Origin of the sequence: Acinetobacter faecalis, from assembly GCF_034187745.1 — a bacterium.
GTDB lineage: Bacteria > Pseudomonadota > Gammaproteobacteria > Pseudomonadales > Moraxellaceae > Acinetobacter > Acinetobacter faecalis.
In genome coordinates, this window is record NZ_JAXHPF010000005.1 from 231,367 (window position 1) to 252,949 (window position 21,583).

Genomic DNA, 21,583 nt, shown 5'->3' on the forward strand with positions numbered 1-21,583 from the left:
TTACTCCTCAACCGTAATTTGATGCATAAAAATTGGATTGTATAAGTCATATGAAAAACGCTTACATGCATCTTCTAACAAAATAGTCGCGTCTTGTTCTTGTAGAATAAAATCCCAATCTCGATGATGCTTTGTGGCTTCATTTTCAGTGACAGAAAAGCCTGTGAATTTTCCATCAAAATTCCAGTCTTTATACACGTCATCCATTTGTTGAATGATCATGTGCTGACTTTCATCAAGCGACCAATCATATTTTTTATACTTTTCAGCAGGCTTTAAAATTAAGGCAGCAGGTAAAACTAAAGGCTGTGTTTGACCATATTCCCAAGCTTTAAACCAATGACTTAAATACATGCGTGCTTGGTTAGATGAAACTCCTTCGCAAGCAATTGTATTATCACTAAACACAACAATGCGTGCATGATCTTCACCGCCACCACCTAAGTTCAAATAAGCCATCCACAGTAAATATTCAAGCCAAACCTTGGCACGGCGTTTCGCTCGTGCGCTTGATGCTTCTAGGCTGACCCATTTTTTTGCACCGTGTTTTGGCAAACATAAATTTATATGTAGGTTCTTATCTACACGCCAAATTTGCTGCGTCGTTGTTGTTTCAGTTTCTGTATATTGCTGTAAACGTGCAAGCAGTTGAGCTTGCTCAACCACACTCATTTGCCATGCGCTTTCCTGAATTTTCCCCACTGGAAGCTTATCCATTAAAAGCTGAGGATTTTTCTCACCGTCATGTTTTTTCAGAAAATCCCGCATTGCATAACGCCCCAAACCATCTAACAATAAGGGCTCTTGCGTATCGGGTAAATCTTCTGCTTTTAAGTTTTTCACCCCCAAAGTTTTCAAATATAAGCGTGCAGGGAATGTTACGTCTTGAATCCATTGATAACTATCGAGCACCTGAATATCTTGCTCTAATAATGGATATTGCGTATTGACCCATTGGTTTCGTTGTGTCTTGGCAAAGCGAATTTGGTTGGCAACTTTGTACCATTGATCTTGATAACGAATAGTTTCGGCAGATTCAAAACCTATAGGGTCAAAGGGTTGTAAAGTATGAACGTGATAAAGCGACTGCAATTGTTCTGCAACCTCAATCCCTTCTATAGAAACCGTTTCGTTTAAACTAGAATCGGTTTTTTCAGCTTTTACAATCAGCGCCAAATGCTGAATAAACTCTTGTAAAACGGTCGATGGATCACGCACTTCACCATCACTCACATCGAAGCCGTTATAGAACAGCCACAAATTCTCTTGCGCCAATAACAGTGAATCTAAAAATGCGCCTTGCTCATCTTCCAAACGTGAACGATCACCTAATTGTGGTTTTAATATTTCCATTAAATCGAAAGGTATATGCGTATTTCGATTTGGGAACTTTCCACTGTCTAAGTTCAACATCACGATGAGTTTATAAGGTAGCGGACGTAATTGACCAATTTGGCTAAATGTCACTTGTCCTGTTGGTTCGGCTTGTTCAACTTGAGAGTCGAGCAGTACATTAATTTCTTCTAAAATATAGCCCAACGGCAAACTTAAGGCGTTCAATGCATGATGATTATCTTCATCGTAGAAACTTGCCAAAGTTAGCATTCTGTCTTGTTTTTTAATGATTTTATAAACCGAATTTAATGAATCAACACCTGCCTCAATAAATTCATTTACATCATCCATTAAGGTTTTAAGCCATTTTTCTACACGAATTTTCTTACCCAATTCATGTGCAATCATCCAATTTCGACGTACTGAAAAATCTTGGTAAATTTGAATAAGTTTAGCAATGAGTTCAAAGTCGCTTGGTAAAACTTGCGCAAAACTTAAGGTATTATTGAAAATGGCATGCTCTGGAATTGCCACACCCAATGCCAAACGGTCTAAAGCAAATTTAAAACTAAAACGATAATCTTCATCACCCTGCTTTAGGCTTTGCTTTAAATGTTCTTCATCGCAACCACGTTTAAAACCTGCTGCAATAAGCAGTTCAACCATTCTATCTACACTATTAATATCTAGCTCATAGCGAAGCAATGTGGCATTTAGACCTAGCCAATCTGCAAAGTCTTCTATATTAAAACGACCTTGAATGAGTTGGATTCTGCCAAGCACAGAACGCCATGCATTTGCGGCATCTAGTTGTGTCACACCTGCAATTTGTACGGGTAAATAAATACTGTCTTGGCTTAAACGTTGCGCCTGATTTTCACGTGAATGATGTAAATTTCGATCACTTGGTGGCGGAGCAAAAATACTTCGAATTAAAGGTTCAAGCTGTTTTAAATTTGGTGTTAAAACCAAAATATCACTTGGTTTTCTTGGGTTTTCTTTATCGCCTTTTGAAAGCCAGTGAATGAGCTGATCTTTTAAAACTTCAAGTTGTCTTTGCGATGAATGACAAACATGAATTTGTATAGAATCATCGTCTGCTTTTAAGTTGTAGGCATTTTTTTCAGGTTCAACCAAATACAAAATATCGGACTGAACTTTTGCCAATAAAGTGTCGTTATATTCATCGACAAAAAGGTCTGCCCAAACCCCTTCTTCCCCTGACGATAAATTAGATAATAAAGAAAAATGGTCACGTGCTTGCTTACCAAAACGTGTGAGTAATGGATGACGCGATTCACGCGTTTGAGCATTAAAATTTAAAGTAAATTCTTCAAAAAACTTTTGAATTTGTGCATCGGTCGCGTTTGGATTTTTTTCAATGAAACGCTCTTTTACTCGAACGTCATAACGCGCTTTCCAATTTGGATCGACACTATCTGCCCAATACTCTTGCGATGGGTTGTAATGAAAAATATAAATATCAATATATTGCCCCAAACGGCGCAAAAACTGCAATTGGCTTGGTGGTAAATCTAAAAGGGTAAAAACCACAAGCTGATTGGGTAACTTTTTAAGAATGTCGTTGGGCTGTTTAGGTGAACCTAAAGCTTCCCAAAACAAAACATCAATTTCTTCCATTTCCTTAAAGTCTTGGTCAAAAACTTCTTGCCAAAGCCACCGTTGCCAAGCTTCTAATTCTTGCGCTTGATTTAAAGTAAATGCTGAAATTTCAGTATTGGTTTTAAAGAACATATTTTCGATGTTGAGTTCTTTGTTTTGTCCCCAAGCTTCCAGCCAATTGGTTTGGCAGTTGCATGTGCCTTCGCAACCCTTTTGGCAATATCCTCTATAATTCATGTAATTGGAAAATAATTGGGACACTTGTTGAGACACCCAATACAACATATTTTGCTTTTTAAACTGCTTTTCTAAACCCTGTTCTAAACGATCTGCACTGTCATAAATACGCTGAACAATGGGGTAAAGTGGATGTTTTGATTCCAGAGGGTTTTGTTCTGCTTGAATAAATTCTTTAAGCGCCTGAAACACACGCCATTTAATAATTAATCTGGGAATATTGGCTTTACGGACTTTGTCTTTATCATTTTGTAAAACTTGCTGATAGGCAGACCACTGAAAACCACGAATTCGATGGTGAAATAACGTGTTCGCACTAATGCCTTTTTTTTCCGCCAAACGCTGTGTGAGCCATGCTTCAATAGCAGGTGAAGGCACAATAAAATGTTGTGTTTTTAGCACTTCAAATGGGTTAGATGTCGGTTTTCGAACAGCCTTTAGCATCGCTTCAACAAGCACATCTATACGCTGACTTTGAATGACATGAATCCCCATTAAGTTTAATTCCTTTTCAATTTTTGCAATACAAAACCATAAAGATTATTTACTATACTTCAATGTCTGTCTATGTCACTTTAAAAACGTTATTCACGGTAAAAATACTTTGAATAAAGCATCTTCAAAAGTTTTACATAGAAAACTTATACGCTTTTAAGGTACTTATAATATGAAAATAGATAATATTCCTGAATCAATTGATCCAACGCTGAATATTGAAGCTATTCGTGCTGAATGCCTCGAACTTGTAAAAAAGCGTTCTTATTTTTCTGCGGGTGCTGCCGTTATTCCTGTACCTTTTTTAGATGTCGTGATTGACGTTGGTATTTTGTCGCAGCTTATTCCTGAAATTAATACTCGTTTTGGTTTAGCACCTGAACAAATTAGTGTGTACGACCCAAAAACCAAAGAAGTTCATTGGAAAGAACTCCGTAAACGTGGCATCGAATTTTCAGGATTAGTCGTTGCACGTACTGCGGTAAAACAATCGATTAATAACGTGGCAGCAAAAGTGATTACTAAACAAGTCACCAAATTTATTCCATTGGGTGGGCAAATTATTGCGGCAAGTTTAGGTTATTTTGTCATGAAAAAAGTAGCCGAAGCACATGTAAATGACTGCTATAAATTGGCAAAACAAATTCAGCAAAAGCAAAATACAACCATTGTTCAATAATGTTGAATTAACCAAACGAATAGTTTAAGTATTTAACCTCTGCTATTTAAAATAAATAGCAGAGGCTTTTTATAGATTTAATCTACATTGAGCTGTTTTAAAATTGCTTTTAACACTTCCAAACGTGCAAATTGTTTATTGTCTGTTGCAATAACATGCCACGGCGCATAATCTGTATTTGTTCGTTCAAATATATCTGCTGCCGCTTTTAAATAATCATCCCAACGTTCTCTATTACGCCAATCTTCCGCAGTAATTTTAAAGTATTTATGCGGTGTTTCTTCACGTGCTTTAAAGCGTCTTTCTTGCTCGTCTTTGCTAATTGCAAGCCAAAATTTAATGACTAAAGTTCGACTATCGAATAAATCTTTTTCAAAGCGATTAATTTCATTATAAGCACGTTGCCATTCGGCATCGTTCGCAAAGCCTTCAATACGCTCTACCAAAACACGTCCGTACCAAGATCGATCAAAAATACTAATCTTTTCTTCAGGTTGTAACTTTGTCCAAAAGCGCCATAAATATGGTCGTGCCAATTCATATTTTTCAGGTGCTGCAATGGTATGAATTTCATATTCACGTGGATCGAGCTTTTTCACAATGCGTTTAATCGCACCGCCCTTTCCTGCAGCATCCATACCTTCAAAAACAATTACGACATTTCGGTCATCAAAACGTAAAGCTTTAGAAACTTTAGATGTCAGTTTTTTTAATTCTTCTTTGTAGTCTTTTTCAGAAATTTCTACTTGCGGAGGATTCACTAAAATTTCAGGTATTTTTGCTTGTTTCCATTTTCCTTTGGCTTTTGTTTGATGTTCTGGAAGATGCTTTAATTTGCGTAAAACATGCTGTGCAAATTGCTGATCTCGTGAAATTTTATCTTCACAATCAATAACAATCCAATCTTCTGTAAAGCGTTGGCGTAAGCGTTGCAAATTATCGTATTGTTTTTTATTTCGCCAATCTAGACCGTGTAATTTGTGCCAATGCACTTCGCTTGGATCCATTTCATTTAAACGACTTTGTAATGATTTCCAAGATAAGTCGAACCAAATTTTAATGACATCTACATTGTTATTTTTTAAGTCTTGTTCATAGGCTCTCATGTTTTCCACGTATTCATCAAAAAGTGTTGAATCTAATGGGTTTGAAACATGAGATGCGGTTGATAATAAATCTGTGTACCAGTTGCCAAACATCACCAAAATTTGCCCTTCGGCAGGAATAGAGCGTGAATATGGCTGCCAAAATGTTTTTTTATGATCGAAGATATGTGGAGCATCTGCTTTTACACGTAAATAGCGTGGGTCGACCCATTCTCGTAGTTGTTTAACGGCTTCGCCTTTACCTGCAAGTTCAATTCCATTAACCAAAATAAGTAAGCTTTTGGCATTTGACTGCCCGCGAGTTTCTTTCATGGCGTATTGTGCTTGAATAAGCTCTACAGACAATTGTTCTTCTTGCATTGGTTTAAATTCAGTTTCTTTTAACATCATGATTCATACTTTTCGCGCCCTATTTCTTGAGTATATAAAAAATAGGGTTTGGTATGAGAGAGTTTTTGTTAAGTAATTGGATTTGATATTATTCGATATAAAGTAATTTCTTTAGTTACTCATTATTTCATTATTATTCCACAATTCTATTTAACCAAATTCGTCACGCTACACTCCAACGATCTTTCTCAACAAATGACTTTATTTAAAACACACTGACGCATCATTTCATTATTTTTTCATTTCGCCCATAGCGTAACTATAAAACTCACACTAAAATTCATGCATTAAGTACATCACCTGAGACGATACATGTCTAAACTTGCTGTTTTAGATGAGCTTTTAGAACTTTATTACCAACTGAAATACCATAAAAATCAGGACATTTTTTACCGCCTGCAAGACGTTCAAGCATGGCAAAAGCAACGCATACAACGTACACATGCGAAACAATTTGCAGAAAAACAAAATATTTTAATGTCAGAATATTTTTTAAATCGACTGTATGGCGGGCCAGATTTCGATGCTTTAGCAGGACAAATTGCACGACTTGTAAAATATGCACATAAAGCAGAAAAACTCATTCCTGAAAATGCCATTAAAACAGGAACAGCAGGCGTAACCTTAGCTATTTTAGCCGTTCAGCTAGATGAAGAAGTTGCCATTCAATTACTTGAAGATTATCCAAATAATCCTGCTTTAACAGATGAAATGATGCGCTTAACCTACTTAAAGCTCAATCAAGGTGAAAACCGTTTAAAACAACTACGCTTACTAGATGAGCTTGGCATAAGTTTAGACAAATACATGCGCTCATTTATGGTTCAAGCTGCATTTAAAATGTGTAAAGGTGCAGCAACTAAATATCACTTTGAAGTAATGTATGACTTTATGCAAGATGGCTTTTTAGCGCTAAAACCGTTAAAGTCGGCAGAGAAATTTGTAAAAGAATTTACTGCAATTGAACGACAAATAGTTGATAAAGTTCATGCAGGCGATTTAAATCCATTTCAATAATGGGCAAAACTATTTTAAAGGGGAAATAAGTCTTCGCTTTATTTTCCTGTATATTATTCATAACAATTGCACGCTGATTGCTGTATATCGACTCATAATCTGTCATCATGCAAGCACTGCAACATTAACCCTATTCTTATGTTAGGAGTGACTCAAATGTCGAATGAAAACCAAACGCCTACCCCTTCTTCTGCGTCGGCACAAACAGACAAAGTGAGTCCTTTTCTAACCGAGCCACTTCCTCAAGGTGCGCCACAAGGTCAACAACAATCTTTAGAACTACCAATTTCAGACACACCTGTAACTGGCTCTGTTCCTAAATATAATCTTCCACGTGGTGCAAATACAGGCAATGTAGGCGCAACTACACATTTTGGCTACCAAACTGTAAGCAGTGAAGATAAAGCTCAAAAAGTAGCTGAAGTTTTCCATTCTGTTGCAAGCAAATACGACATCATGAATGACTTAATGTCATTTGGTATTCACCGTCTTTGGAAACGCTTTGCAATTAATATGTCGGGCGTTCGTCGTGGTCAACGCGTACTTGATATTGCTGGCGGTACAGGCGATCTTGCAAAAGTATTTAGCCGTGAAGTAGGTCCAACAGGTCATGTTGTACTTTCAGACATTAACGAATCTATGCTCAATGTTGGTCGTGATCGTTTAATTGATGCAGGCTGTACAAATGTAGACTTCGTACTTGCCAATGCTGAAACTTTAGAACCATTTGAAGATAATAGTTTCGATCTTCTTACTATTTCTTTTGGTCTACGCAACGTAACAGATAAAGATGCTGCACTTGCTGCAATGTACCGTGTGCTTAAGCCAGGTGGTCGTTTACTTATTTTAGAATTCTCTAAACCTGTATTTGAACCATTCGCTAAAATTTACGATTTGTATTCATTCACGGCTTTACCAATTATGGGTAAAATCATTGCAAATGACTCAGAAAGTTATAAATATTTAGCAGAATCTATTCGTATGCACCCAGACCAACGTACTTTAAAAGGTATGATGGAAAATGCTGGATTCCAAAACTGTGATTATCACAACTTAACAGCAGGTGTTGTTGCTGTTCACCGTGGTTTCAAACTCTAAGGGTTTTACTATGTGGTCGATTCTGGCACTTGGTGCAGTTGAACGATTAGTTAACCATGTTATTGATTTGGATGCGATTACTCGCATTCAGCTCAATGCGCTTCAAGGCAAAATGCTTCGCGTGGTTTTAGACAAACCACAACTTTCAGTTGATGTTTTCTTCGATGAAAATAAAGTTCGTTTAGAACCAACTGTAACGGGTCATAGCGAAGCATCTTCAATATTTGAACAACGCCCTTTCGATAAAACCCAACAAGTTTTTGAAGCAACAGCAACATTACATGTAAAAAATGTTGTTGAGCTACTGAAGCTTTTGGTTTCAGATGAAGTTGGAAATATTCCACTTCAAGGCGATTATCACTTATTGCAAGACATCCAAAAAATTATGCAACAAGCTGAACCAGATTTAGCTTCGCATTTAAGTCCTTGGATTGGTCCTAGCCTTGCACATGAAATTGGTAAAATTCAACGTGCACCCAAACATTTAAAAAAGACTTTGCAAAGTTATGCATTTTTCGCTGAAGATGCGTTGAAAGAAGACACGGGGTTATTTGCTTCACGTTGGCAAATGGACGATTTAAATCAAGATACTCGTACTTTCAAACAAAACTTAGACCGCGCTGAAGCTAAAATTCAACAGCTTCAATCGCAAGTCGATGCATTAGAAAATACAACTCAAAATTAGGTAATTACATATATGATTCCGCACGTTTCACGTTTACTCGAACTTTGGCGTATTGCAGCGCACTATAGACTCGACACGTTGTTCCCTGCGGATGAATTACCTGAAAAAGCCCGTCATGTTTTAAGCATCATTCGCATGCATCCTGCTGCATGGTCAAGCAAAGAAAGTAAAAATCCTTTAAAGCTAAAGCAAGCTTTGGAAGATATGGGACCGCTTGCCATTAAAATGGGACAGTTGCTTTCAACTCGTCGCGACTTAATTCCACCTGAAGTTTTACAACAACTCACACTGCTACAAGACCAAGTAAAGCCATATAGTGTTGATGTTGTAAAATCACGAATTCAAAACTCACTTAAAGCAGATGTTGCAACGCTTTTCTCTCGTTTCGATGAGCAACCTTTAGCAGCAGCATCTATTGCACAAGTTCATACCGCAGCATTACATGACGGGCGTGAAGTTGTTGTAAAAGTGACACGCCCAGATATTCGTACGCAAATTATTCAAGATTTTGAAATTCTAGAATGGCTAGGTCATAACCTAGAAAAACGTCTAGAAGCTGCACGTGCATTGCATTTATCTGAAATTATTCAAGACTATCGTCAAATCATTCTTAAAGAACTCGATTTAACTTTAGAAGCAGACAATACACGTCGTATGCGCCATTATTTCACAGGCTCTAGCATGATGTATGTGCCTGAAGTATATATGGATAGCAAAGATGTGATGGTTGCAGAGCGCATTACAGGCGTTCCAATTTCAGACACAGCAACATTCGATAAATTGGGTATGGATCGTAAAGATCTTGCTGAAAAAGGTTTAACCATTTTCTTTACCCAAGTATTCCGCGATAACTTTTTCCATGCAGATATGCATCCGGGAAATATTTTTGTAGAAACCATTAACCCAAATGCGCCACGCTATATTGCGTTGGACTGCGCCATTATGGGTGAGTTGTCTAAGCACGATCAAATGACCGTTGCACGTATGTTACTTGCTGTCATGAACAGCAATTTCATGCAACTTATTCAAATTGTGCATCAAGCTGGTTGGATTCCACCGGGAACAGATCAAGACGGCTTAGCAAGAGAAATGCGTCGTACAGTTGGCCCAATGGTTTCAAAACCAATGAGCGAGCTAGATTTTGCAGGAATTTTGCTTGAAGTCATGGATATTGCTCGTCGTTTCCATTTAGAAATTCCACCTCAACTTATGCTTTTATTGAAAACATTAGTGCATGTTGAAGGCTTAGGTACAGATTTATATCCAGACTTAGATATTTGGCAACTTGCAAAACCAATTTTGACAGATTGGGTAAAAGCCAACATGAATCCTGTGAAAAACATGAAAGAGCTAGGTCAGCAAATTCCTGACTTACTTCTTGGTGCACAAGATTTACCAAGCTTAATGATTGACAGTTTAAATGGTTTAAAAAACCAATCTGCATGGCAAGCGAAGCAATTACAAGAATTGCAAAATATGCGTTTGCAAATGGAATATCAACAAAAACGTAGTTGGATTTTTGGCAGTATTATGGCGATATTCCTCGCAATATCTGTCATTGCACCTTGGTACATTTCTGTTGTTTTAATTGCACTATCAAGTATTTTAGCAATTTGGCGTATTTCCAAATAAACATCATATTAAACGTATTTCAAATACCTGCTTTAAAAGCAGGTATTTTTTTACTAAAAGAAAAACGCTTATGACTCTTGAGTCAACAAGTGACCAATCCTGCCATTGCTCATATAAATTCTTCATCTACAATCATTTACACGTTTGTAATGATCAAAAATTGTGATGCAAATTCTAAAAAAACAGCCACGTGCTTTAAATATTCGTGTAGGTCATCTTGCACGTAAACTTATTGAAAAAGAAGGCTTACACGCACATCAGGTAGATACCATTCCCGGTGCGGCAGGTGGCCCGAAAGGCATTGGTATTCAAGGTTTAGATCAAGCAATTTTTGGTAATTTTCTGGCGCAAACACCACAACGCAGAACCGTCATTGGTTCAAGCATTGGTAGTTGGCGTTTTGCGAGCATTTTAGCTTGGGGCGCAAAAGAAGGCACAGAAAGACTTTCCGAGCTTTATACAAATTTGCATTTCACCAATAAAATGTCACGCCAAGAAGTCGGTGATATTTGTAGAAATATGCTTTTTAATTTAATTCAAGGTAAAGAACAACAACTCGTTGAACACCCCGATTATCACCTAGCCGTTATTTCCGTAAAAGCACAGCATATTTTCCAAAGTGATAAATCACTTCCACTACTTGCTTCAGTTGCAGGAATTGTCAGTAGTAATGCAGTTGCACGTAAACATAATCGTTTATTCATGCAACGTGTCATTAGCCAACCTAATATTGGTGAACAATTTAAAGTAGATGATGACTTTATTACGCATTATCAGGCACTCAACCTTGAAAATGTAACACCTTGGTTGATGGCTTCAGCGTCTATTCCGGGAGTTATGTCTGCGGTTCGCGATATTCCAAATGCACCTCAAGGCAGTTACAGAGATGGTGGTTTAATTGATTATCACATAGACCTACCATTTCAAAGTAAGGGCATTGTTTTATATCCACATTTTACCGACAGCATTACACCCGGTTGGTTTGATAAAATGTTTAAAAGTAGAAAAGCAAACCCTGAAAATCAAGCACGAACATTATTGTTATCACCATCTCAAGAATATTTAAATTCTTTACCTTTAGGTCGTTTGCCTGACCGTAAAGACTTTACTTTAAAGGGTTTAGATCAACAAAAGCGTATTCAATTATGGAACCAAAGTGTGGCGGAAAGTCAGCGTTTGGGCGATGAATTTTTAGAAATGATTGAAAAGCAAAATTTTGCGGAATTTATGCAAGATTTATAATCTCTAAAATTAAATATGTTGCAAAGCATAAATGCTGAAGTTATTGCAAAACATTCGAAAGATCAGACCTATTTGGCAACGAACAATTTCAAAATAGATTAAGATTTATTTCCTTAAAAGGATGTGGATGCCGTACACTATCGAAACAATACGGCAGACGTATTGATTAATTTTTTGAAAATATTTTGGTGAAATACTCATGAATAATGTGCAATGGCTCGATGAAGTAAAATTTAACGAACAAGGCTTAGTGCCTGCTATTGCTCAGCATCATCAAACTGGTCGTGTGCTGATGGTTGCATGGATGAACCGCGAAGCTTTAACCTTAACGGCTGAAAAAAACCAAGCAGTTTACTACTCTCGCTCACGTAATAAATTGTGGCATAAAGGTGAAGAATCAGGTCACTTCCAAACAGTTCATGAAATTCGTTTAGACTGCGATGCAGATGTCATTGTTCTTCAAATTGAGCAACACGGCGGAATTGCTTGTCATACAGGTCGTGAATCTTGCTTCTACCGTAAACTTACGCCAAATGGTTGGGAAATTGTAGACGCTCAAATAAAAGATCCGAACCAAATTTACGGTGAAAAGTCTACAAATCCACATACGCTTGCAATGAATGCTTCAAATGCAAAATCTGAACAAGTTGATGTTTTGTCTTATTTAGGCAAAATGATGGCTGAGCGTAAACAAGCTGATCCAGATTCATCTTATGTGGCGAAGCTTTACCATAAAGGCTTGAACAAAATTTTAGAAAAAGTGGGCGAAGAAAGCGTTGAAACCATTATTTCTGCAAAAGATTTTGATGCAAAAGCCAATGAAGATAACAAAAATGATGTGATTTATGAAGTCGCTGATCTTTGGTTCCATACCATTGTGATGCTTGGCTATTTCGATTTAGATGTTCAATTGGTACTTAACGAACTTGCGCGTCGTCAAGGTTTATCTGGCTTGGTTGAAAAATCGAATCGCCAACATTAATTAAAAGTAAATTATCTGTGTCTGAAAATAACAAACCAAGTGCGACCTATGAACAAGCAACAGCGATTGATAACGCACGTCTTGGAAAATCTTTCAAAGTTATTGCGTATGCAGGCACAGGTAAAACCACAACTTTACAAATGATTAGCGAAGCCATGCCACAAAGACGTGGCATGTATCTCGCATTTAACAAAACTATTGCAGCAGAAGCGCAAAGTAAATTTCATCGAAATGTCGATTGTCGAACATTCCACTCATTAGCATATAGAAGCGTTCCACGTGGAGTAACCGATAAACTTCGCTTGCCACGTTTAAGCCCAAGTTTTATTGCCAAAGAATATCGCTTAGAACCTATTACGCTGCGTAGAATGATGGGCGGACGTTATGAAAAATACGTTTTAATGCCTTCACGTTTAGCAAGCTTAGTTGCAAATACGGTTAGTTACTTCTGCTCTACAAGTTCGCAATACCCTGCGCCTCGGCATATTCAAGCGCCAAGTTGGTTGCATCCAGATGATATTGAATCTTTACAAATTCATTTGTATAAAGCCGTTGAGCGTCGTTGGTTAGAATCAATTGATCCCAATCATCAGGCAGGTATTGGGCACGATATTTACTTAAAACTTTGGGCATTGTCTGAACCGAATATTCCATCTGACTATGTTCTGTTTGATGAAGCACAAGATGCCGATCCGCTCATGCTTGGTATTTTGCTCAAACAGCGTAATTCTCAAGTCATTTATGTGGGCGATGCACATCAGCAAATTTACGCTTGGCGAGGTGCGGTCAATGCCATGCAACAATTGCCTTTACCAGAATCTCGTTTAACAACATCGTTCCGTTTTGGTGAGGAAATTGCACTTAATGCAAATGCTATTTTAGGTGCGCTGAATGAAACCGTGCCTTTATTGGGTAATCCACAACTCAATTCAAAAGTTGTGAATAAACCACATACCAAAATGCGTGATGCAATTTTATGTCGTACCAATGCACGCGCAATGGAACTATTACTTTCAGGTTTAGTTCATGGCGATAAAGTGAGTTTGCAAGCTGACCATGTAAAATTGAATAAATTTGTTGATGCCGCAAGTATGCTCAAACAAGGCAAACGTGTGGTTGATGTTCCTGAACTCGCTTGGTTTAATTCTTGGCATGATGTTCATGAATATTGTGAAACCAATGATGGTAGCGACATTAAACCTTTAGTAAAACTTGTAGATGATCATGGAACAGATCCGCTGAAACGTGCTTTAGCGAAAATTACGCCTATTGGTCAAGCTGATTATATTATTTCGACAGCGCATAAAGCCAAAGGTTTAGAATGGGATCGCGTTCATATTGAAGACGATTACCAATTTAGACTGAACGATAAAGACTTTAAAATTAGCGATGAAGAGTTACGTTTGTTATACGTCGCATGTACTCGTGCTAAGTTAAGCTTAAATATTCACCACATTTACGATTTGGTTCAAAAACTAAAAATTAAAATGCCAACGTCCTTACGTAAAGCTGTGAGCTAATTTATATAGGTAGTCTATGAAGATAAAATCTATACAATTCAAACATATTACCCATTTTACCGACACTAAAATAAATTTCGAATACGAAAGTACACCTATTACCCTTATTTTAGGTGATCAATGTTCAGGAAAAACATCTTTACTACGTTCTACTTTCCTTGCGCTCACTTGGTTTTCTGCACGCTATAAAGATGCTCGTACGGCAGGTGCAGTTTTACCTGACCAAGACATTATGCAAAATCGTCTACAAGCCAAAATAGATATAAAAGTTCATATTCCAACAGATATTGGCTCTCTGCCTGAATCTATAGACTTGAGTGAAATTGAAACTCAAATATGTGATTGGCAACTTTATAAAACGCAGACTAAAGCTTCAACAGGTCATAGCAAAGTTGAAACTCAAAAATTAGAAAAGCTTGTTACGCTCTATCAAAAAGCAGCTCAACTAGATCCTTTGCAAGGTTTACCACTTATTGCTTATTACCCTTCCGAGCGTTTTGTTCACGAAATTAATTTAATTAACAAAAATAATCCTGCCATTTTTCAAGCAGGAAATGCTTATGAAATTACCACCATTCCATACACAACTTTTGCACGTTTTTTTGAATGGTTTCGTGAAATTTCAGATATTGAAAATGCACAAACTACAGATTTAGTGAATCGCTTAATTGCAAGCCAACAAAGCAATGATCCACATCAAGATTTAAGTTCAGCACTTATTAATGCATATAACCAAATGCATGCGCCAAACTTAACAGCTTTAAAAGATGCACTGGCAATCATATTCCCAGACCTTAGCAACATCTATTTGCAATACTTACCTAAACTTCAACTTATGGTGACGTACCAAGGCAAAATAATGATGTTCCAACAACTTTCCAATAGCTTGAAAAATTGGATTGCTTTGATTGGAGATATTGTTCGTCGTATGTGTTTGCTAAATCCATCAAGCCTTTATCCATGTTTGGAAGGCGATGGCATTTTACTTATTGATGAAATTGACCAACAGCTTGATCAAGATGAATGCTCAAATATTTTAGCTCGCTTAAATAGAGCATTTCCGCAATTACAAATTATTGCGACAGGTAATCGCATAGAATTATTAGAACAAGCAGCAGACTATCAATGCTTACAATTGCAAAATCAGCAATTACATCCAATAATGCCACCGCAATTTAACGTTAAATTTGATGAAATTTATCAAAATTTAAACTTAGATTCAGAAACTTTTCTTTCCGAAGAATCTAAAAATATTGAACATTTAAGTGAACCATCAAATACAGCACAAAGCATGTATGAACTTATTCATGAAAATTTAGACACTGAACAATTGAAAGACCTACTTTTAATGCTCAATAATAAAGAAAGCATAAGTTCCGAACATAAATTACATGAGTAAAACTTATTCAAATTAAGCCCTTGCTTACATTTATTAAAAATAACTCTTCATACAGCCAACCCATAGTCAAATGAACTCAGCGTATAATGTTTTATGTGAGACCGAAAAAGATTGATGTTGTGCCTTGGCTGTAATATGATCGGATTTATTTGCAAATTTTGTAAAAATATCGGATTTTGCAATCATTCCTAAGTTGCGCAATACAACTTACTGTTCATCTAGATTAAACATTTGGCTTTCAAGATTTAGAAACTTGGATAGTTCTTTGCTGTCCTATAATCATTGAAAGATTAAGATTCACGTTAGGTTTTTCGACCTAAATCATGACAATGGATACGAGTGTGCTACCGATTATTATATTGTTACCGTTAGTACTAGGCACAATACTTGTCTCGTGGCTGAAGAAATTCTCGCGCGGGGTAACGGCTTTAGGTGCCATTGGAGTCAGTCTCACAAGCTTAATTTTGTTACTGACTCAAGCCCAAGCCGTATTTAATGGCGAAACCATTATTCAAACATGGTCTTGGTTACCTCAATTAGGTATAGACCTAAGTTTCCGCCTCGATGCACTTGGTTTACTTTTTTCCCTACTTATTACGGGAATTGGTACGCTTATTTTTATTTATGCATATTATTATTTAAGCCCTAAAAACTCTCTCAGTAAATTATATTTATTACTCATGCTGTTTATGGCAGCAATGCTTGGCATTTCCCTATCTAACAATTTACTTTTATTACTCGTATTTTGGGAACTTACCAGTATTTCATCATTCCTACTTGTTGGTTATTGGAGTAACTACGAAGCTGCTCAACGTGGTTCTCGTATGGCACTTACCATTACAGGTATGGGTGGTTTAGCCATGCTTGGTGGCTTTATTTTATTAGGGCAAATTACAGGCACCTATCAAATAGACCAAATTTTAGGAATGTCTGAGCAAATTCAAAGCCATGCTTTATTCGTTCCTACCCTATTATTAATTTTATTAGGTGCATTCACCAAAAGCGCGCAGTTCCCATTTCACTTTTGGTTACCCAATGCAATGGCTGCACCAACGCCTGTGTCTGCATATTTACACTCGGCAACTATGGTAAAAGCAGGTATTTTCTTACTTGCACGTTTACTTCCAATTTTTGCAGGTGCTGCGCTTTACCATAACATTGTCACTTTTGTTGGATTATTCACTTTATGTATGGCAGCTTTTTTTGCCATATTTAAAGAAGATTTAAAAGGATTATTGGCCTACTCAACCATTAGTCATTTAGGTCTTATTGTTTGTTTACTCGGTATTGGCTCTCCCCTTGCTGTTGCAGCAGCAATTTTCCATATTATTAACCATGCAACGTTTAAAGCTGCATTGTTCATGATTGCAGGAATCATTGACCATGAATCTGGTACACGTGATTTACGCAAGTTAAGTGGTTTATGGCAACTTCTTCCATTTACAGCAACCTTAACAATGGTCACTGCTGCTTCTATGGCAGGTGTTCCACTCACCAACGGCTTCTTGTCTAAAGAAATGTTCTTTACAGAACTACTGGCTAATTTGTCGGGTCCTGTCATGGTTGTATCTGCAATTATTGCAACTTTTGCAGGTATTTTTGCAGTGACTTATTCTGTACGCCTTATTCACGGCGTATTTTTTGATGGCCCCGTTGGCAAAAATGTTCCAAATAAAGATGCTCATGAACCTACTTTTGGTATGAGAGCACCCGCAACACTACTTGCAGTATTATGTATTTTAGTTGGTATTTTACCTGCGCTATTACTTGAAAATATTGTGAATAGTACTGCTCGAGCAAGTACACAACTCGCCAATTTTGAAGGTGTGCATATTGCAATTTGGCATGGTTTTAACATGCCATTACTGATGAGTTTTATTGCATTAATTGGTGGTGTTAGCTTCTATTTTGCTTTGGCAAAAGGCGGAAAAATTCGTGAAATTGACCTAGATCCTTATTTAGGAAAATTCCAAGGTCGCGTTTTATTCGACTTATTTTTAAAAAATTTATTACTCAATTCACGCAAATTTAAACGCGCAACTGAAAGTGGAAAATTACAAAGTTATCTTTTGTGGATTGTATTTTTCAGTATTGCTGTTGTTGCCATTCCATTATTCAACTCAGGGCTCACCACAGGAACACGTGAATTAACCCACGCTCCTGCTATTGCTATTGTTCTTTGGCTGCTACTGTTCTCTGCATGTTGGATGATGCTTTGGTTCCACCACGAGCGTATTAAAGCCATTTTAATTAGTGGTGCTGTTGGCTTGGTAGTCACTATTGTATTTGTTTGCTTCTCTGCACCTGACTTAGCACTTACACAAATTACAGTAGACGTAGTAACAACTGTTCTATTACTCATGAGCTTATCGTTACTTCCACAGCTTACACCTTATGAATCTTCAGTGCCTAGACGTTGGAGAGATGCAATCATTGCCATTTCTGGTGGTGTAGGTATCGCTTGGATTACGTGGCTAATTTTAACCCGCGATCACAATTCAATTTCGTGGTTCTTCATGCAACAAGCCATTCCGCTTGGTGGTGGTACAAACGTTGTAAACGTCATTCTAGTGGATTTCCGTGGTTTCGATACATTTGGTGAAATTACAGTATTAGGTATTGCTGCTATTGGTGCACTTTGCTTAATGGATGGTATGCGTGCTCACGGCACAACTACAACACAAGGTCTAAGCTACCGCTTTAACCCATCTCCACTGATGTTCCGTATTACATCTTCTTGGATTTTAGCCTTAGCTTTGGTTGTAAGCCTGTATATTTTCTTACGTGGTCACAATCTTCCAGGTGGTGGATTCATTGCAGGGTTAATCACATCTCTTGCACTTGTTATTCAATATATCGCTTTAGGACAAGATCAAGCAGAACGCTTATTAAAAGCCAAGTCTGGTCGTTTATACGAAATTTGGATTGGTATTGGTTTAGTTATTGCAGGTCTATCAGGTATTGGCGCATGGCTTTGGGGTCGCCCATTCCTAACTAGCGCACATATCTATGTCAGCCCACCAATTTTAGGTGAAATGCATTTGGCATCTGCGGCTATTTTCGACTTAGGCGTTTATATCACAGTTGTTGGCGCGACCATGCTGATGATTTCCGTACTAGGCGACTCACGTCATACCAGTATCACTGGTCCAGTTCCGAAGGGGTGAAAATATGATTAGTTTAGAAATTTTACTTGCCTCTTCAATTGGATTACTCACCGCAACAGGTATCTATTTAATACTTCGTGCACGTACTTTTCCTGTGGTTTTAGGTTTAGCGATGATTGGCTATGCAGTCAATTTATTCTTATTTGCCATGGGACGTATTCAACTAAATGCACCTGCTGTACTGACATCTACAGAACGTGTAACAGACCCACTCCCACAAGCTTTAGTTTTAACTGCAATTGTCATTGGTTTTGCAACCACTGCATTTATTGTGCAACTTGCATTACGCAGTCGTTTTGAAACAGGAACAGACCACGTTGACTCCAAAGAAGAATTACCGCAAATTGACCCACGTGAGGATGAGCCATGATGAATGACTACATCCAATTTTGGATACAACACACACCAATTTTTAGTATTTTAATTCCTGCTTTTACTGCATTTATTTTAGTACTTTTAGGTAACCCAGGTTCAGGTTCGCTTGCACACGACTGGCGTCAACCGTGGCGTCGTGGTATTAGCTATACATCCTCTGCACTCGGCCTTTTTACTGCGGTTAACTATTTAATTTTTGCAAGTAGTGGACAAGTTTCTGTTTATAACTTGAGTGAATGGGCTGCACCTTTTGGCATTGTTTTAGTTCTCGATCAGCTTTCCGCATTCATGCTTGTACTCACCTATTCAATTGCTGTTCCTATTATATGGTACGCAAGTAAAGAGTGGGATGAACGTGGTCGCTACTTCCATGCAATGTTCCATTTTTTACTCATGGGACTTTGTGGTGCATTCCTTACAGGCGATTTATTTAACTTATTCGTATTCTTTGAAATTTTGCTCATGGCATCTTATGTCCTACTTATTCATGGACAAGGCAGAGCAAGATTCCAGCTTGGTATTCATTACGTCACCATTAACCTACTTGCCTCTGCCCTATTCCTTATTGGTTTAGGTATTATTTATGGCAGCGTAGGTAGCCTAAATATGGCCGATGTTGCACGATTGATGCCGTTGCTTGAACCAGATCAGCATAGACTTGCTGTTGCTGGTGGATTACTTCTATTTATTGTATTTGGTATTAAAGCAGCCATGTTGCCTGTTGGTTTTTGGCTACCAAAAACTTATGCGGTTGCAACCACGCCTGTCGCTGCAATTTTTACCATTATGACCAAAGTAGGTATTTACGCAATTTTACGTGTAAATGGTACTGTGTTTGATGATGAATTAAGCCGCTCAATTTTACAAAATCTATTACTGCCAATTGGTTTAATAACATCAATTTATGGTGCAATTTGTGCTGTAGGTGCTGAACGTTTAAGACGTTTTGTTGGCTTTATGATTTTGTCATCTATTGGCACAATCTTAATTGCAATTTCTTTATTCAATACACAAGCTTGGGCTGCTGCACTGTACTACTTAATACACAGCACATTAATTGCTGCTGCATTTTATTTACTATCAGGATGGATTACATCTCAGCGTGGCGAATTTAAAGATCACTTTAAAATTGCACCGCAGATCAAACAACATAAAGTTGTATCTATTACCTACTTTATTATTGCCTTAATGATGGCGGGTTTACCGCCATTCAGCGGCTTCTTTGGTAAGGTATTCTTGTTACAAGCAACAGCTCAATCACCATATCAACTTGTTATTATTATTACTGTTTTAGTAGTGAGTTTGCTTAGCATTATTGCATTCACACGTGTAGGTTTTATTCTGTTCTGGCGTTCGACCAAACCAGAAGTTGATCCTAAAAAGCCTGAATATGCTAAGTATCAAGCATTACCTGAAGTTGCACCAAAACGTAATGATCATGCAATTTACATCTTACTTTCAGCTTTAGTGCTTTATGTTGTATTTGCAAATCCTATTTACCAATACATTTCAAATACGGCTACGCAAATTCAAAATAACGCATTATACGAAGCAACTTTCTTGAAAAAAGATGAGCATGGTGAGTTTATTAGCGTTCAACCTTTTGATGCAAAAAATCTACCTGAAACTAAATATGGTGGTGAAACGGTCGATCCAAATGCACATCTCATTCCTTATGTTATCTCTAAGGAAACGCTAAATGGCGAACACATTTCTGAATACAAAAAGCGTCAAATTTTAGAGCAAGATATTCAAGAAGATCATCCTGAAATAGACCAACTTAAACCTGCGGAGGAGCCATAATATGCAAAAAATATCTTTTGTTGATCGCTGGTTTCCCCACCCTTTAGTATCTGTACTCTGCGGTTTAAGCTGGATTATGCTTGCACAAAGCTTAGAGGCTGCAACCTTAATAATGGCTTTACTTTTAGCTTTTATTATTCCAAAGCTTCTTAGCCCATTCATCGATCGCACACCAAATATTAATTGGATGGAAGCGCTTAAATTATTCTTTGTTGTGGTTTGGGATATTATTCTTTGTAATATCAACGTTGCTAAACTTGTACTTGGTCCAACTAAAAATTTACATCCAAAATGGTTCCGTGTTCCATTAGACACAGAACATGAGGAAGTAAACTCCATTCTCGCGATGATTATTACAACCACCCCAGGTACTGTTACCGCAGGTATTGACCAAGACCGTTGTGATATTTTAGTTCATGCACTTAGTACAGATGACATTGAAAATGAAATAAAGACAATTAAAACGCGATATGAACAACCGCTAATGCGCATTTTTGGCGTAAAAGTAGGAGATAAATCATGAGTATATTGCCCTATGCTTTAAGTATTTGCATGATTGCAATTACCATCTCCATGTTCTTATGCCTTGTACGTTTAATTATGGGGCCTTCAATTGTAGATCGCCTTCTAGCTTTAGATACTTTATTCCTTAATGCAATTTGTTTAATTGTCGTTTTAGGTATTTATTGGGCAAGTACTTCATTATTTGAAGGTGCATTATTGGTTGCCATGCTTGGCTTCGTTTCAACTACTGCTTTGGCTAGATATTTCACATCTGGTCATGTAATTGATTAGGAG

16 protein-coding genes are annotated in these 21,583 nt (G+C 37.4%); 14 read left to right on the forward strand and 2 right to left on the reverse strand.

Features of this window, described 5'->3' with window-relative positions:
- Nucleotides 1–3,690 carry an exodeoxyribonuclease V subunit gamma gene (locus SKM54_RS07620; RefSeq protein WP_321095035.1) on the reverse strand — a complete coding sequence of 1,230 codons (3,690 nt, stop codon included), beginning with the start codon at nucleotides 3,688–3,690 and terminating at the stop codon, nucleotides 1–3.
- Nucleotides 3,691–3,862: 172 nt separating this feature from the next.
- Between SKM54_RS07620 and SKM54_RS07625 the strand changes: the two genes are divergently transcribed.
- The gene (locus tag SKM54_RS07625; protein WP_321088393.1) at nucleotides 3,863–4,369 is read left to right on the forward strand and encodes a hypothetical protein; all 507 of its coding nucleotides are present in this window, start codon (nucleotides 3,863–3,865) and stop codon (nucleotides 4,367–4,369) included.
- A gap of 77 nt (nucleotides 4,370–4,446) precedes the next feature.
- Here the strand turns inward: SKM54_RS07625 and pap are convergent, their stop codons facing one another.
- Nucleotides 4,447–5,865 carry a polyphosphate:AMP phosphotransferase gene (gene pap, locus SKM54_RS07630; protein ID WP_321095036.1) on the reverse strand — a complete coding sequence of 473 codons (1,419 nt, stop codon included), beginning with the start codon at nucleotides 5,863–5,865 and terminating at the stop codon, nucleotides 4,447–4,449.
- Nucleotides 5,866–6,177: 312 nt separating this feature from the next.
- On the opposite strand from pap, the gene SKM54_RS07635 reads away from it, so the two are divergent.
- From SKM54_RS07635 to SKM54_RS07695, 13 genes are all read left to right on the forward strand, one after another.
- Entirely contained in the window at nucleotides 6,178–6,882 is a 705-nt protein-coding gene (locus tag SKM54_RS07635; RefSeq protein ID WP_321095037.1) for an FFLEELY motif protein, read from the forward strand.
- Between the two features lie 156 nt (nucleotides 6,883–7,038).
- Entirely contained in the window at nucleotides 7,039–7,980 is a 942-nt protein-coding gene (ubiE, locus tag SKM54_RS07640; RefSeq protein WP_321095038.1) for a bifunctional demethylmenaquinone methyltransferase/2-methoxy-6-polyprenyl-1,4-benzoquinol methylase UbiE, read from the forward strand.
- A gap of 10 nt (nucleotides 7,981–7,990) precedes the next feature.
- Nucleotides 7,991–8,665 (forward strand): ubiquinone biosynthesis accessory factor UbiJ, encoded by a 675-nt coding sequence (locus SKM54_RS07645; protein ID WP_154772023.1) that lies wholly within the window; start codon nucleotides 7,991–7,993, stop codon nucleotides 8,663–8,665.
- A 12-nt stretch (nucleotides 8,666–8,677) separates the two neighbouring features.
- Nucleotides 8,678–10,297: an ABC1 kinase family protein gene (locus SKM54_RS07650; RefSeq protein ID WP_321095039.1), complete on the forward strand. Its 1,620-nt coding sequence runs from the start codon at nucleotides 8,678–8,680 to the stop codon at nucleotides 10,295–10,297.
- Nucleotides 10,298–10,459: 162 nt separating this feature from the next.
- Nucleotides 10,460–11,539: a patatin-like phospholipase domain-containing protein gene (locus SKM54_RS07655; protein ID WP_321095040.1), complete on the forward strand. Its 1,080-nt coding sequence runs from the start codon at nucleotides 10,460–10,462 to the stop codon at nucleotides 11,537–11,539.
- 199 nt (nucleotides 11,540–11,738) lie between these two features.
- Entirely contained in the window at nucleotides 11,739–12,521 is a 783-nt protein-coding gene (gene hisIE / locus SKM54_RS07660; RefSeq protein WP_321095041.1) for a bifunctional phosphoribosyl-AMP cyclohydrolase/phosphoribosyl-ATP diphosphatase HisIE, read from the forward strand.
- Between the two features lie 17 nt (nucleotides 12,522–12,538).
- Nucleotides 12,539–14,041, forward strand: a complete 1,503-nt coding sequence (locus SKM54_RS07665; RefSeq protein WP_321095043.1) for a UvrD-helicase domain-containing protein — start codon at nucleotides 12,539–12,541, stop codon at nucleotides 14,039–14,041.
- A 16-nt stretch (nucleotides 14,042–14,057) separates the two neighbouring features.
- On the forward strand, nucleotides 14,058–15,440 hold the full coding sequence (locus tag SKM54_RS07670; protein WP_321095044.1) for an AAA family ATPase: 1,383 nt from the start codon (nucleotides 14,058–14,060) through the stop codon (nucleotides 15,438–15,440).
- A 329-nt stretch (nucleotides 15,441–15,769) separates the two neighbouring features.
- Nucleotides 15,770–18,607, forward strand: a complete 2,838-nt coding sequence (locus SKM54_RS07675) for a monovalent cation/H+ antiporter subunit A (protein WP_321095051.1) — start codon at nucleotides 15,770–15,772, stop codon at nucleotides 18,605–18,607.
- Between the two features lie 4 nt (nucleotides 18,608–18,611).
- A complete protein-coding gene (locus tag SKM54_RS07680; protein WP_321088384.1) occupies nucleotides 18,612–18,977 on the forward strand; it encodes a Na+/H+ antiporter subunit C in 366 nt (121 codons plus the stop codon).
- Nucleotides 18,977–20,785, forward strand: a complete 1,809-nt coding sequence (locus SKM54_RS07685) for a monovalent cation/H+ antiporter subunit D (RefSeq protein WP_321088417.1) — start codon at nucleotides 18,977–18,979, stop codon at nucleotides 20,783–20,785. The genes SKM54_RS07680 and SKM54_RS07685 overlap by 1 nt, the downstream gene beginning before the upstream one ends.
- Nucleotide 20,786: 1 nt before the next feature.
- Entirely contained in the window at nucleotides 20,787–21,308 is a 522-nt protein-coding gene (locus SKM54_RS07690; protein ID WP_311918166.1) for a Na+/H+ antiporter subunit E, read from the forward strand.
- Complete coding sequence (locus tag SKM54_RS07695) at nucleotides 21,305–21,580, forward strand: monovalent cation/H+ antiporter subunit F (protein WP_154772016.1); 276 nt, start codon at nucleotides 21,305–21,307, stop codon at nucleotides 21,578–21,580. Before SKM54_RS07690 ends, SKM54_RS07695 begins: the two co-directional genes overlap by 4 nt.
- Nucleotides 21,581–21,583 lie beyond the last annotated feature (3 nt).

Coding starts and splice junctions, on each gene's coding strand:
- SKM54_RS07645 (WP_154772023.1), top strand. CDS start 7,991: ATGTGGTCGATTCTGGCACTTGGTGCAGTTGAACGATTAGTTAACCAT.
- SKM54_RS07690 (WP_311918166.1), top strand. CDS start 20,787: ATGCAAAAAATATCTTTTGTTGATCGCTGGTTTCCCCACCCTTTAGTA.
- SKM54_RS07685 (WP_321088417.1), top strand. CDS start 18,977: ATGAATGACTACATCCAATTTTGGATACAACACACACCAATTTTTAGT.
- SKM54_RS07635 (WP_321095037.1), top strand. CDS start 6,178: ATGTCTAAACTTGCTGTTTTAGATGAGCTTTTAGAACTTTATTACCAA.
- SKM54_RS07650 (WP_321095039.1), top strand. CDS start 8,678: ATGATTCCGCACGTTTCACGTTTACTCGAACTTTGGCGTATTGCAGCG.
- hisIE (WP_321095041.1), top strand. CDS start 11,739: ATGAATAATGTGCAATGGCTCGATGAAGTAAAATTTAACGAACAAGGC.
- pap (WP_321095036.1), bottom strand. CDS start 5,865: ATGATGTTAAAAGAAACTGAATTTAAACCAATGCAAGAAGAACAATTG.
- ubiE (WP_321095038.1), top strand. CDS start 7,039: ATGTCGAATGAAAACCAAACGCCTACCCCTTCTTCTGCGTCGGCACAA.
- SKM54_RS07695 (WP_154772016.1), top strand. CDS start 21,305: ATGAGTATATTGCCCTATGCTTTAAGTATTTGCATGATTGCAATTACC.
- SKM54_RS07625 (WP_321088393.1), top strand. CDS start 3,863: ATGAAAATAGATAATATTCCTGAATCAATTGATCCAACGCTGAATATT.
- SKM54_RS07670 (WP_321095044.1), top strand. CDS start 14,058: ATGAAGATAAAATCTATACAATTCAAACATATTACCCATTTTACCGAC.
- SKM54_RS07680 (WP_321088384.1), top strand. CDS start 18,612: ATGATTAGTTTAGAAATTTTACTTGCCTCTTCAATTGGATTACTCACC.
- SKM54_RS07620 (WP_321095035.1), bottom strand. CDS start 3,690: ATGGGGATTCATGTCATTCAAAGTCAGCGTATAGATGTGCTTGTTGAA.
- SKM54_RS07675 (WP_321095051.1), top strand. CDS start 15,770: ATGGATACGAGTGTGCTACCGATTATTATATTGTTACCGTTAGTACTA.